This is a genomic window from Rhabdaerophilum calidifontis (genome assembly GCF_008641065.1).
In the GTDB taxonomy this organism is placed as follows: Bacteria; Pseudomonadota; Alphaproteobacteria; order Rhizobiales; family Beijerinckiaceae; genus Rhabdaerophilum; species Rhabdaerophilum calidifontis.
Map to the genome: position 1 here is coordinate 453351 of NZ_VTRS01000001.1, position 12652 is coordinate 466002.

The following is a 12652-nucleotide window of genomic DNA, read 5'->3' on the forward strand; positions in this document are numbered from 1 at the left end:
CGCCGATGAGGCGGGCCGAAGGGGCTCTTGCCGGGCTTCCCCGTGTCGTGCGACACCGGTATCTCCTTCCGCCTGCGTGATCTGTTCCCGTGCGCATGCGTAAGCCGTTCACGGGGCGCTGGAAAGGCACGTGTCATGATCTGGGCGCGCATTTCCGCGCTGGCCGTTCTGGTTCTCGCGAGCCTTTGGGTTGCCTCGGGCTATCTCCGCCCGGCGACGCCGCCAGTGCCGCCGGCGCGCGTCGCGGAACAGCAGCGGCCGCTGTTCAAGGTGGCGGTGGCGCCGGTGCGGGTGGTGGCGCATGCGCGCCGGCTGACGCTGACCGGACGCACCCAGAGCGACCAGCGCGTGATGGTCAGCGCGCGCACCAGCGGCATCATCACGCGGCTCGCGGTGAGCCGCGGCGCGCAGGTGGCGGTGGGCGACCTGATCGCCGAGCTTTCCGACGAGGCGCGCGAGGCCAATGTCGCGCAGGCCAGGGCCCGGCTCGCGCAGCGGGCCGCGGAGCTGGAGGCGCGCGAGGCGCTGGCGCGGCGCGGCAATTACCCGATGCTGAGCCTTGAGGAGGTGCGGGCAGAGAAGCGGGCGGCCGAGGCTGCGCTCGCGAGCGCCGAGGCTGAATTGCTGCGCGCCAACATCACCGCGCCGATCGCCGGCATGATCAACGATCTTCCGGTCGAGGTGGGGCAGGGGGTCGTCGTCGGGGCGCAGGTCGCCGAGATCATCGCGCCGGATCCGATCCTCGCGGTGGTGGAACTGCCGGAGCGGCGGCTTGGCGGGGTTTCGGTAGGCGATCGGGCCGAGATCCGGCTGGTGACCGGGGAGATCCGCGGCGGCGAGGTGCGGTTCATCGCCCGCCGGCCGAGCGGGCAGACGCGGACCTATCGCGTCGATGTGCGGTTCGCCAATCCGGACGGGGCGATCGCCGACGGCATCGCCGCCGAGGTGGCGGTGGTTCTGGCGCCGGTCGAGGCGGCGCAGGTGCCACGCTCGGCGCTGACCTTCTCGAGCGAGGGCCGGCTCGGGCTGCGCGTCGTCGATCCGGCGGGGATGGTCGGGTTTGCGCCGGTCGAACTGATCGAGGATGACGATGCCTCGATCTGGGTCCGCGGCCTGAAGGACGGGCAGCGGATCATCGTGCGCGGACAGGATTTCATCCGCGAGGGCGAGCGGGTCGAGGCGGTCGAGGAGCCGCTCGAGATCCAGGCGAGCCGGCGATGACCGCGCTGATCGGATACGCGATCAGCCATGTGCGCCTCACGGCGGCGGCGATGGTGTTCCTGCTCCTCGCCGGCGTCACGGCCTATTTCGGCATCCCCAAGGAGGCCGAGCCGGATGTGCAGATCCCGATCGTCTATGTCTCGGTCACCCAGCGCGGCATCTCGCCGGAGGATGCGGAACGGCTGATCCTGCGGCCGCTCGAGACGCAGCTTAAATCCGTTTCCAACGTCAAGGAGATGCGCGCCGCGGCCTATGAGGGCGGCGGTTATGTGCTGCTGGAATTCCAGCCGGGCTTCGATTCCCGCCGCGCGATCGCGGATGTGCGCGCCAAGGTCGACGACGCCAAGCGCGACCTGCCGCGCGACGCCGATGAACCCAAGGTCACCGAGGTCAATGTCTCGCTGTTCCCCGTGATCATCGTCGCGATGAAGGGCGACGTGCCGGAGCAGACCATGGTCCGGCTCGCCCGCCAGCTTCGCACCGCGATCGAGCAGGTGCCGGGCGTGCTGGCGGCCGATCTCAAGGGCGCGCGCGACGAGGTGGTCGAGATCATCGTCGAGCCGACTCTGCTCGCCGCCTATAACGTCTCGCTCGACGATCTCGTGCGCGTCGTCTCGGCCGGCAACACGCTGATCGCGGCCGGCGCGATCGAGAGCGCGAGCGGGCGCTTCTCGGTCAAGGTGCCGAGCCTGCTCGAAAAGCCGGAGGATATCCTCCAGCTTCCCGTGCTCGCGACCGGCGGCGCGGTGGTGCGGCTCGGCGATGTCGCCGAGGTGCGGCCGACCTTCAAGGACGCGGTCTCGATCACCCGCGTCGACGGCAAGCCGGCGGTCACGATCGAGGTTTCGAAGCGCGTCGGCGCCAACCTGATCGACACGGTGGACGGCGTGAAGACCGCGCTGGAGCGCGCCCGGCCGCTTCTGCCGCCGACCATCGAGCTGACCACGACCCAGGATCGCTCGACCAATATCCGGCAGATGCTCGGAGATCTGCAGAATTCGGTGATTTCCGGCGTGCTGCTCGTTGCGATCGTCATCCTGGCGACGCTCGGCTTCCGCGCGGCCTTCCTGGTCGGGCTCGCGGTGCCGTTCTCGTTCCTGGCCGGCATCCTCGTGCTCTCCGTGGCGGGACTGACGGTCAATATCGTCGTGCTGTTCTCGCTGATCCTCGCCGTGGGCGAACTGGTCGATGACGCGATCATCGTCACGGAATTCGCCGAGCGGCGGATGGCGGAGGGCATCGCCCCGCGCGAGGCCTATGCGCTCGCCGCCAGCCGGATGACGGTGCCGGTCATCGCCGCCACGACGACGCGCGTCGCGGCCTTCTCGCCGCTGCTGTTCTGGCCGGGCATCGTCGGCGAGTTCATGAAATACCTGCCGATCACGCTGATCGCCACCCTGGCCGCGAGCCTTGTCTATGCCCTGCTGTTCGTGCCCGCCTTCGGCGCCCTGATCGGCCGCTCCGGCACGCCGGACGAGGGCGACGCCCTTTCCCGGAACGGGCTCTACATGCGCACGGTCCGCCTCGCGCTGCGATTCCCCGGCCTGACGATCCTGCTCGCGATCGCCATGCTGGTCGCAATCCCGATGATCCACGCCAAGGTCGGCAAGGGGGTGGAGTTCTTCCCCGATGTCGAGCCGGATTACGCGCTGGTGCAGGTGCGGGCGCGCGGCAATCTCAGCCTCGCCGAGAAGGACCGGCTCGTGAAGCGGGTGGAGCAGCGCCTGCTCGACATGCGCGAGGTCGAGACGGTCTATACCCGCGTCGGCGAGATGCAGCGCGGCGGCAACAACGAGGTCTCGCCGGACACGGTGGGGATCATCCAGTTCGAATTCGTCGATTGGCAGAAGCGCCGCAAGGCCAGCGCGATCATGGAGGATATCCGCGCCCGCACGGCCGATATTCCCGGCGTCGAGATCGCGGTGACGAAGCCGCGCGCCGGCCCGCCGACCGGCAAGCCGATCCAGATCGAGCTGACCGGGCTCGACCCCGAACGGCTGGAGCCGGCGGCCCGCAAGGTGGCGGCGATGCTCGCCGCACGCCGCGATCTGAAGGATCTCGACGACGGGCTGCCGCTGCCGGGGATCGACTGGACCTTGCGGCTGAACCGGGGCGAGGCGGCGAAGGTGGGCGCGGCGGCCGGAACGGTCGGCACTGCGGTGCAGCTCGTGACGAACGGCGTCAAGCTCACCGAATATCGCCCGGTCACCGCCGACAAATCGGTGGATGTGCTGCTGCGTTTTCCCGAGAACCGCCGCTCCCTCGATCAGCTCGACGACATGCTCGTCAACACGCCCGTCGGCCCGGTGCCGATCGGCACCCTGGTCAGCCGCGAGGCGACGCGCTCGGTCGGCACCCTCAACCGGATCAACGCCAACCGCGTCATCACGCTCTCTGCCAATGTCGCCGAGGGCGTGCCCACGGCCCTGGTGCAGAAGGAGGTGCAGGCCGAGCTCGGCCGGCTCGATCTCGGCGCCGGCGTGTTCTTCCGCCTCAAGGGCGAGGATGAGGAACGCGCGAAGGCGTCCGCCTTCCTCTCCAAGGCGTTCGGGGCGGCGATCTTCCTGATCTTCGCGGTGCTGCTCGCGCAGTTCAATTCCTTCACCAGCGTCGGGCTGATCCTGTCCTCGGTGGTCCTGGCGCTGATCGGCGTGTTCATCGGGCTCATCGTCATGGATCAGCCCTTCGGCGTGGTGATGACCGGGCTCGGCGTCATCAGCCTCGCCGGGGTGATCGTGAACAACAACATCGTGCTGATCGATACCTACGACATCCTGCGCCGCGAGGGGCTTGCGGCGCGGGAGGCGATCCTGCGCACCTGCGCCGAGCGCGCGCGCCCGGTGGTGATGACGGCAGCCTCCTCGGTGCTCGGCGTCGCGCCCATCGCCTTCGGGGTCAATATCGAGTTCGCCGCACGCGAGGTGACGATCGGCGCGCCCGCGACGCAATGGTGGGTGCAATTGTCGACCGCGATGCTGTTCGGGCTGTCCTTCGCGACGATCCTGACGCTGATCGTCACGCCGGCGGCGCTCCAGCTCGTCGCCAATCTCTCCGGCTGGCGCGCCGCCCGCCGGGACCGCCGCCGCGCGCGGCGGGCGGGGGCGCGGCCTCAGCCGGCGGAATGAAGCCGTTCAGCCGCCATTGGCGCGGCCGGCCAGGATACCGGCGAGATCGAGCGTGTCACGCCGGCCGATATCGTCGTAATGCCGACGCAGCCAGTCGCGGCCCGCCTTGCGGCCGCGCTCGAACAGCGTCTCGATGAAATCGCGCTCGGCATTGATCTTGGAGGAAGCGTCGAGATCGGCGAGCGCCTTGTCGGCGTCGATCCGGTGCAGCCGGAGGCGACGATAGCGGTCGGCCGGCACCATCCCGCCCTCGATCAGACGCTGGACGAACTCGATCGCCCGCAACTCGCCGAGGAGCGAGGCGTTGAACGTGATCTCGTTGAGACGGTTCTCGATCGCGCGCGCGGTGGTCGGCAATTCGCGCCGGATCATCCGCGTGAGCTGGACGATCAGGAGATCGGCGCTCTCGGTCGCGTGGAAGAGCGGGAATAGCGCGGGATTTCCAGTATAGCCGCCATCCCAATAGGGCACGCCGTCGATCTCGATCGCCCGGAAGATCGAGGGCAGGCAGGCCGAGGCCAGGACATGCTCCGCCGTCAGTTTCTTCTGGTCGAAGACCTCGATGCGGCCGGTATGGACATTGGTCGCGGCGATAAAGAGCCGGATATTGGCGCAGCCGCGCACGCGGGTGAAGTCGATCTCCGCGTTCAGCACGTCGCGCAGCGGATTGAGGTCGAGCGGGTTGGTCTCGTAGGGGCTGACGACATGGCTCAGCCATTCGAACCAGAGGAAGCCCGGCGTCTGCTCGATGCCCCAGCGCCCGAGGAGCCGGTCGAACAGGCTGCGCTGGATCGGCGAATAGCGCGCCCCGTCCGAGACGCGCTCCCAGAAGCGGCGAAGCTGGTCGCGCGCGCCCTGGCGCCCGCCTTCGGCATAGCCCTCGACAAGGCAGACCGCGTTCATCGCCCCGGCTGAAGCGCCGGAAAGCGCGCGGATCGCGAGCCGCTCGTCCTCGAGGATCGCATCGAGCACGCCCCAGGTGAAGGCGCCATGCGCGCCGCCGCCCTGGAGCGCGATGTTGATCGGCTTGATGCCGTCCACCGGCCCGGTCCGCTTACTGCGCTGTCCAGCCGCCATCCATCGAGATCGTCGTCCCGGTGATCGATGCCGCGGCGGGGGAGGCGAGGTAGAGCGCGAGGCTTGCGACCTGCTCGACGGTCACGAATTCCTTGGTCGGCTGGGCGGCGAGCAGCACGTCGCGCTTCACCTGCTCCTCGGTCATGTTGCGGGCCTTCATCGTGTCGGGGATCTGGCGCTCGACAAGCGGTGTCCAGACATAGCCGGGCGCGATGGCGTTGACGGTGATCTTCGCCTGCGCGAGTTCGAGCGCCACCGTCTTGGTGAGGCCGGCAATGCCGTGCTTGGCCGCGACATAGGCGGATTTGAACGGCGAGGCGACCAGCGAATGCGCGGAGGACAGGTTGATGATCCGCCCGCCGCCCTGGCGCTTCATGCCCGGCACGGCGGCCTTGATCGCATAGAAGGCGGAGGAGAGGTTGATGCCGATGATCTGCTGCCATTTCTCGTCCGGAAAATCCTCGACCGGCGAGACGAACTGGATTCCTGCATTGCAGACCAGTACGTCGATCTTGCCGAAGGCATCCTCCGTGGCCCGGACAAGGCGGCGGATCTCGTCGGGCTTCAGCATGTCGGCGCCATCGAAGGCCGCGCGGACGCCGAAATCCCGTTCGATCGCGGCGCGCGTCGCCTCAATCTCGGCGGCGTCGCCGAGGCCGTTCAGCATCACATCCGCGCCCTCCCTGGCGAAGGCCCGCGCCATGGCGAGGCCGATCCCGCTCGTCGAACCGGTCACGAGCGCGCTTTTTCCCTTCATCGACATCCTGGGTTCCTTTCGCGAAGCCCCGTCCGGGGCGCGGAGCCCCTTCTAGCATGGTGCGTCGCAATATCCATGCGCGCTGCAATATCCGTATGCGCGATCTCGCCTTCGCGACGCGAGCGAATTATATGTCGCGCATGTCGCTGCGGCTCGAAACCCGTCCCCATGCCTCCGCGCACAGGCATGATGCCTGCTGCGCCGGCCATGCCGTGCCGGCGGAGCAGACGCTTGCCGCCGCCGAACAGACGTGCCGGGCCCGGGGTTTGCGCCTCACCGCGCAGCGCCGCGCGGTGCTCGAAAGGCTTGCGGTTTCGCAGCGCCCGCTCGGCGCCTATGATCTGATCGAGTTGCTGCGCGCGGAGACGGGGCGGGCGCCGGCGCCGATCGCGATCTATCGCGCGCTCGATTTCCTGCGCGAGAACGGCTTCATCCACCGGCTGGAGACGCTCAACGCGTTCATTGCCTGCCCGCATGGTCATGGCGCCTCGGCGCGGGTGGTGTTCCTGATCTGCGAGACCTGCCGTCATGTCGAGGAGGCGGTGGCGGAAAAACTGGACAAGACCCTCGGCGAGATCGCTGCGGCGCAGGGCTTCACGCCCCGCCGGCAAGTGGTGGAACTGGCCGGATCCTGCCGCGCCTGTGCGGCGGAATCGCGGAGCTGAGGCATGGATCTGTCGCCGCCCCCCTGCCTTGAGGCAGCCGCCTTCGGCCCCCGGACGCGCCACGAAACGGCCGGCGTCCGCGTCGGCTTCGTCCAGGTCGGCGGACGGATCGCCGGACATCCGGCGCCGATCGTCGTGCAGTCGATGACCAATACCGATACGGCGGATATCGACGGCACCGTCGCGCAGGTGGCGGCGCTCGCGCGCGCGGGGTCGGAGATCGTGCGCATCACGGTCGATCGCGACGAGGCCGCCGCCGCCGTGCCGCATATCAGGGAACGGCTGCTGCGGCGCGGGGTGAATGCACCGCTTGTCGGCGATTTCCACTATATCGGGCACAAGCTCCTCGCCGATCATCCGGCCTGCGCCGAGGCGCTGGACAAATATCGCATCAATCCCGGCAATGTCGGCTTCCGCGAGAAGCGCGACCGCCAGTTCGGCGCCATCATCGAATGCGCCATCCGGCACGGCAAGGCGGTGCGGATCGGTGCCAATTGGGGCTCGCTCGACCAGGAATTGCTCACGCATCTGATGGACGAGAACGCCCGCGCCGCGCGCCCGCTCGATGCCCGCGCCATCACGCGCGAGGCGATGGTGCAATCGGCGCTGCGCTCGGCGGCACGCGCCGAGGAGATCGGCCTCGGCGCCGAGCGGATCATCCTCTCCGCCAAGGTCTCGGCGGTACAGGACCTGATCACCATCTACCGCGAGCTGGCGCGGCGCTCGCGCTATGCCCTGCATCTCGGGCTGACCGAGGCGGGCATGGGCTCGAAGGGCATCGTCGCCTCCTCGGCCGCGCTCGGGATCCTGTTGCAGGAGGGGATCGGCGACACGATCCGCTATTCGCTGACCCCCGAACCCGGCGGCGACCGGACGCTCGAAGTCCGGACCGCGCAGGAACTGCTCCAGACCATGGGGTTCCGCACCTTCGTGCCGCTGGTGGCGGCCTGTCCGGGCTGTGGCCGCACGACCTCGACCGTGTTCCAGGAACTCGCGCGCGATATCCAGAACTGGATCTCGGAATCGATGCCGGAATGGAAGACGCGCTATCCCGGCGTCGAGACGCTCAACGTCGCGGTGATGGGCTGCATCGTCAACGGACCGGGCGAATCCAAGCATGCCGATATCGGCATCTCGCTGCCTGGCACCGGCGAGGCCCCGGCGGCGCCGGTCTTCATCGACGGCGAGAAGCGGCTGACGCTGCGCGGCGCCGGCATCGCGGATGCGTTCAAGACGATCGTCGCGGATTATATCGAGCGGCGCTTCGGGCGCTGAACCGGCTCATGACATGCGAACGGCGCGGGAGGGCCCGCGCCGCGGCTGGAGACGGGATGCCGCTCAGTATTTGCGCACCAGAGGCCCCGGCGCGAAGATGGGCGCGGCATCCGCGAACATGTAGCGCAGGCCGAGCTTCACGTCGTGGCTGTCGAGGCTCTTGATCCGGACATGGTAGGGCCCGGAGCAGGGCGCGCCGGGACATTGCACGGTGCCGGATTTGACGTCGCCGATATGCAGGTAGCGATAGGCCAGTTCGGCCTTCCAGTTCGACGTGATGTCGAAGCCGAGGCCGGCATGCAGCGCCCAGGCGAAATGCGTCTCGGTCTTGTTGGTGCCGGCCGCGACCGTGCCGTTCGCGACGTTGATGTCGCGCGTGCTGCTCATGGTCAGCGAGGCCGCGCCGATGCCGGCGCCGATGAAGGGCGTCACGCGGTGCCAGGTGCCGAGATCGACATAGGCGTTGACGAGGCCGACGAAGCCGTCAAGCCGGCCTTTGATCAGGTTGCCGCCACCCGTATAGGTGTCGACATGGCGGTGGCGGGCGCTGAAGCGGTACTCGCCGGTCACGTCGGTGCGGAGCCAGGAATTGAACGCATAGCCCGCGCCGATCCCGACGAAGCCGGTGGTGTTGACGTTGCTGTCGATCGTCCGCAGACCGGCGAGCGGCGGCAGCGTGTCGATCGTCTTGTGATCGTGGATGCCGATGCCGACATCGCCGCGCAGATAGAATCCGCCACCGGCATCGAGGACGGGCGGGGGGGCGAGCGGCGGCGGCGCCGGGCCGCGCAGGATATCGGCCGCCTCGGCCATGCCGGCACTCGCGCTGGCGAGAAGCGCCGCGACGGCCGCCGAGCGAAGCGACTTCAGGCTCAGCATGTCATGTTCCTTCATGGTGTCGCGGCGTACGGCCGCGGGACTCGAACGGAACCGACGATGCCAGAAGCAGGTTAAGCCGAGCTTAACCCTAAAAATTACCGTTAACCGCGGCTGAAGACCGGCCACCTTGCCTGGATTGCGCGGCGCATGCGCCGCGCCGAGCCCTCACGCCGCCTTGGAGATCGCCTCGATCACGTCATCCACCACGCGCTCGACGAGGTCGCGGTCGTCGCCCTCGGCCATGACGCGGATCACCGGCTCGGTGCCGGAGGGGCGGATGACGAGCCGCCCGCCTTCGCCGAGGCGGGCGCGGACCTGCTCGATCGCGCGGGTGACGCCGGCATCGGCCAGCGGCTTGCCGCCGCGGATCTTCACGTTCTTGAGGATCTGCGGCAGCGGCTCGAACCGATGGCAAAGCTCGCTGACCGGCCGGTTCTCGCGCCGGACCACGGCGAGCACCTGGAGCGCGGCGATCAGCCCATCGCCGGTCGTCGAGTGGTCCGAAAGGATGATGTGGCCGGATTGCTCGCCCCCGACATTGAAGCCGTGCTCGCGCATATGCTCCAGCACATAGCGATCTCCCACGGCGGTGCGGTGCAGCGTGAGCCCGAAACCGCCGAGATGGCGTTCGAGGCCGAGATTGGACATGATCGTCGCGACGATGCCCGGCTGCGCGAGCTTGCCCTCCTGGTGCCAGCTCTCGGCGATCAGCGCCATCAGCTGGTCGCCGTCCACGACATGGCCCTTCTCGTCGACGATCAGCACGCGATCGGCGTCACCGTCGAGCGCGATGCCGATATCGGCGCGCAGTTCGCGCACCTTGCGCTGGAGCGCGGCAGGCTCGGTCGAGCCGAGATCGCGGTTGATGTTGAAACCGTCCGGCTCGACACCGATGCGGATCACCTCGGCGCCGAGTTCGAACAGCGCCTCGGGCGCTACCTTGTAGCCGGCGCCGTGCGCGCAATCGATCACGATGCGCATGCCGTCCAGTTCCAGGTTGCGGGGCAGGGTGCGCTTGGCGAATTCGATGTAGCGGGCCTGCGCATCCTCGATCCGTTTGGCGCGGCCGATCGCCTTCGGCGGAGCAAGACGGTTCGAGAGATCCTGCGCCAGCAGATCCTCGATCGCGTTCTCGACCTCGTCGGAGAGCTTGTAGCCGTCCGGGCCGAACAGCTTGATGCCGTTGTCCTCGTAGGCATTGTGCGAGGCGGAGATCATCACGCCGATATCACAGCGCATCGAGCGGGTCAGCATCGCCATGCCGGGGGTGGGGATCGGGCCGGTCAGCATCACGTCCATGCCGATCGAGGTGAACCCCGCCACCAGCGCGTTCTCGATCATGTAGCCCGAGAGGCGGGTATCCTTGCCGATCAGCACGCGATGGCGATGCTCGCCACGATGGAACACGAGCCCTGCCGCCTGGCCGACCTTGAGGGCGAGTTCCGGCGTGATCTTGCCATTGGCGAGGCCGCGGATCCCGTCCGTGCCGAAAAACTTGCGTGCCATGAGGTTCCCCTTCGCACCCGTTTCCGTATCCCCGGAATCCGGATGGAGTGCCCCGGAACGCGGCGTCTGGCAAGCGAAAGCGCGCGGCGCGGTTAAGCCACGGGCGCGCTCAGCCCTCCGCGTTCAGCCTTGCGGCTGCGGCTCCAGCCCGCCCTGCGCCTCCGGCGGGCGCGGCTTGCCGGCCGAGGGCACCGCCGAGCCGCGCGGCGTCTGCGGCTCATCACTGTCCGAACGGTCGGGGCGCTTGCCTTCCATCAGCGCGCGGAGTTCGTCCCCGGTCAGGGTCTCGAATTCGAGCAGGGCCTGGGCGATGGCTTCGAACTGATCCTTGTTGTCGGTGATGATCCGGCGGGCGGTTGTCTCGCCGTCCTCGATCAGCTTGCGGACCTCCTCGTCGATCAGCTTCGCGGTTTCGTCCGACATGTTGGTGGTCTGCGTCACCGAATGGCCGAGGAAGACCTCCTGCTCGTTACCCTGATAGCGGACCCGTCCGAGCCTGTCCGACATGCCCCATTCCATCACCATCGAGCGGGCGAGGCGGGTCGCCATCTGGATGTCGCCGGTCGCGCCGTTGGTCACCTTGCTGGGGCCGAACTTGAAGATCTCGGCCTCGCGGCCGCCGAACAGCATGGCGAGCCGGGCGATGGCCTTCTCGCGGCTCATCGAATAGCGGTCGCTCTCCGGCAGGGTCATCACCATGCCGAGCGCGCGGCCGCGCGGGATGATCGTCGCCTTGTGGATCGGGTCGATGCCCTCGAGTTTCAGCGCGATGATCGCGTGGCCGGCCTCGTGATAGGCGGTGTTGCGCTTCTCCTCGTCGGACATGGCCATGGATTTGCGCTCGGCGCCCATCATGACTTTGTCCTTGGCATCCTCGAATTCCTGCATCGTCACCAGACGGCGGTTGCGCCGCGCGGCGAGCAGGGCCGCCTCGTTGACGAGGTTCATCAGGTCGGCACCGGAAAAGCCGGGCGTGCCACGCGCCAATGTCTTGAGGTTGACATCCGGCGCCATCGGCACCTTGCGCGCATGGACGCGCAGGATCTTCTCGCGGCCGTTCACATCCGGCAGCGGCACGACGATCTGCCGGTCGAAGCGGCCGGGGCGCAGCAGCGCCGGGTCGAGCACGTCCGGGCGGTTGGTCGCGGCGATGATGATGATGCCTTCATTGGCTTCGAACCCGTCCATCTCGACGAGGAGCTGGTTGAGCGTCTGCTCGCGCTCGTCATTGCCGCCGCCGAGCCCGGCGCCGCGATGGCGCCCGACAGCGTCGATCTCGTCGATGAAGATGATGCAGGGCGCGTTCTTCTTGGCCTCGGCGAACATGTCGCGGACGCGCGAGGCGCCGACGCCGACGAACATCTCGACGAAATCGGAGCCCGAGATGGTGAAGAAGGGCACGTTGGCCTCGCCCGCGACGGCGCGCGCGGTCAGCGTCTTGCCGGTGCCGGGCGGGCCGACCAGCAGCACGCCGCGCGGGATGCGCCCGCCGAGGCGCTGGAATTTCTGCGGATCGCGCAGGAACTCGACGATCTCCTGAAGATCCTCCTTCGCCTCGTCGATCCCCGCGACATCCTCGAAGGTGACGCGGCCATGCGCTTCGGTCAGCAGCTTGGCCTTGGACTTGCCGAAGCCCATCGCGCGGCCGGCGCCGTTCTGCATCTGCCGCGACATGAAGATCCAGACGCCGAGGAAGAACAGGATCGGCAGCCAGTTGAGCAGCAGCGACATGTACCAGGGCGAATCCGCGTTGGGGGAGCGGACGGTGATGCTGATGTTCTTCTCGCGCAGGCGCTCGACGAGGCGCGGGTCGAACGGCGCGTAGGTCTGGAAGGCGCCGCGCCCGTCGTTGAAGCTGCCCTGGATCTCATGGCCGGAGATCACGACACGATCGACCTGGCCGCGCTCCACCGCATCGAGGAAGCCCGAATACGGCAGATCCTGCCCGCCGGTGCGGCCGGACGGGCTCTGGAAGACGGAGACCAGCGCCAGCACCAGAAGCAGGATGATGGCCCAGAGAGCGATGTTGCGGAAATTCGGGTTCATCGACGCCTTGTCTCACTTGGGGCGGCTGTTCGGGCCGGGGATCCCCGACCGGGGCGCTTTTTCGCCGGATGCGGCCCTTGTAATCTTATCTAGGCGCCGGG

9 protein-coding genes are annotated in these 12652 nt (G+C 68.1%); 4 read left to right on the plus strand and 5 right to left on the minus strand.

The window, feature by feature from the left end; all coding sequences use genetic code 11:
- Nucleotides 1-135: 135 nt before the first annotated feature.
- A complete protein-coding gene (locus FWJ24_RS02170) occupies nucleotides 136-1221 on the plus strand; it encodes an efflux RND transporter periplasmic adaptor subunit (protein ID WP_150286128.1) in 1086 nt (361 codons plus the stop codon).
- Entirely contained in the window at nucleotides 1218-4346 is a 3129-nt protein-coding gene (locus FWJ24_RS02175) for an efflux RND transporter permease subunit (RefSeq protein WP_150286129.1), read from the plus strand. The genes FWJ24_RS02170 and FWJ24_RS02175 overlap by 4 nt, the downstream gene beginning before the upstream one ends.
- A 6-nt stretch (nucleotides 4347-4352) precedes the next feature.
- Here the strand turns inward: FWJ24_RS02175 and FWJ24_RS02180 are convergent, their stop codons facing one another.
- Entirely contained in the window at nucleotides 4353-5423 is a 1071-nt protein-coding gene (locus FWJ24_RS02180; protein ID WP_150286130.1) for a patatin-like phospholipase family protein, read from the minus strand.
- Entirely contained in the window at nucleotides 5401-6186 is a 786-nt protein-coding gene (locus FWJ24_RS02185) for a 3-hydroxybutyrate dehydrogenase (protein ID WP_150286131.1), read from the minus strand. Before FWJ24_RS02185 ends, FWJ24_RS02180 begins: the two co-directional genes overlap by 23 nt.
- Before the next feature lie 50 nt (nucleotides 6187-6236).
- Between FWJ24_RS02185 and FWJ24_RS02190 the strand changes: the two genes are divergently transcribed.
- Together FWJ24_RS02190 and ispG are read left to right on the plus strand one after the other, a co-directional pair.
- Entirely contained in the window at nucleotides 6237-6845 is a 609-nt protein-coding gene (locus FWJ24_RS02190) for a transcriptional repressor (protein ID WP_246155471.1), read from the plus strand.
- Nucleotides 6846-6848: 3 nt separating this feature from the next.
- The gene (gene ispG, locus FWJ24_RS02195; protein ID WP_150286132.1) at nucleotides 6849-8120 is read left to right on the plus strand and encodes a flavodoxin-dependent (E)-4-hydroxy-3-methylbut-2-enyl-diphosphate synthase; all 1272 of its coding nucleotides are present in this window, start codon (nucleotides 6849-6851) and stop codon (nucleotides 8118-8120) included.
- 63 nt (nucleotides 8121-8183) lie between these two features.
- Here ispG and FWJ24_RS02200 read toward each other — a convergent pair whose 3' ends face one another.
- From FWJ24_RS02200 to ftsH, 3 genes are all read right to left on the minus strand, one after another.
- Complete coding sequence (locus tag FWJ24_RS02200; RefSeq protein ID WP_166443557.1) at nucleotides 8184-8999, minus strand: outer membrane protein; 816 nt, start codon at nucleotides 8997-8999, stop codon at nucleotides 8184-8186.
- A 165-nt stretch (nucleotides 9000-9164) separates the two neighbouring features.
- Nucleotides 9165-10505, minus strand: coding sequence for a phosphoglucosamine mutase (gene glmM / locus FWJ24_RS02205; RefSeq protein ID WP_150286134.1), 1341 nt, complete (start codon nucleotides 10503-10505; stop codon nucleotides 9165-9167).
- 123 nt (nucleotides 10506-10628) lie between these two features.
- Nucleotides 10629-12551, minus strand: a complete 1923-nt coding sequence (gene ftsH / locus FWJ24_RS02210) for an ATP-dependent zinc metalloprotease FtsH (protein WP_150286135.1) — start codon at nucleotides 12549-12551, stop codon at nucleotides 10629-10631.
- Nucleotides 12552-12652: the final 101 nt, after the last annotated feature.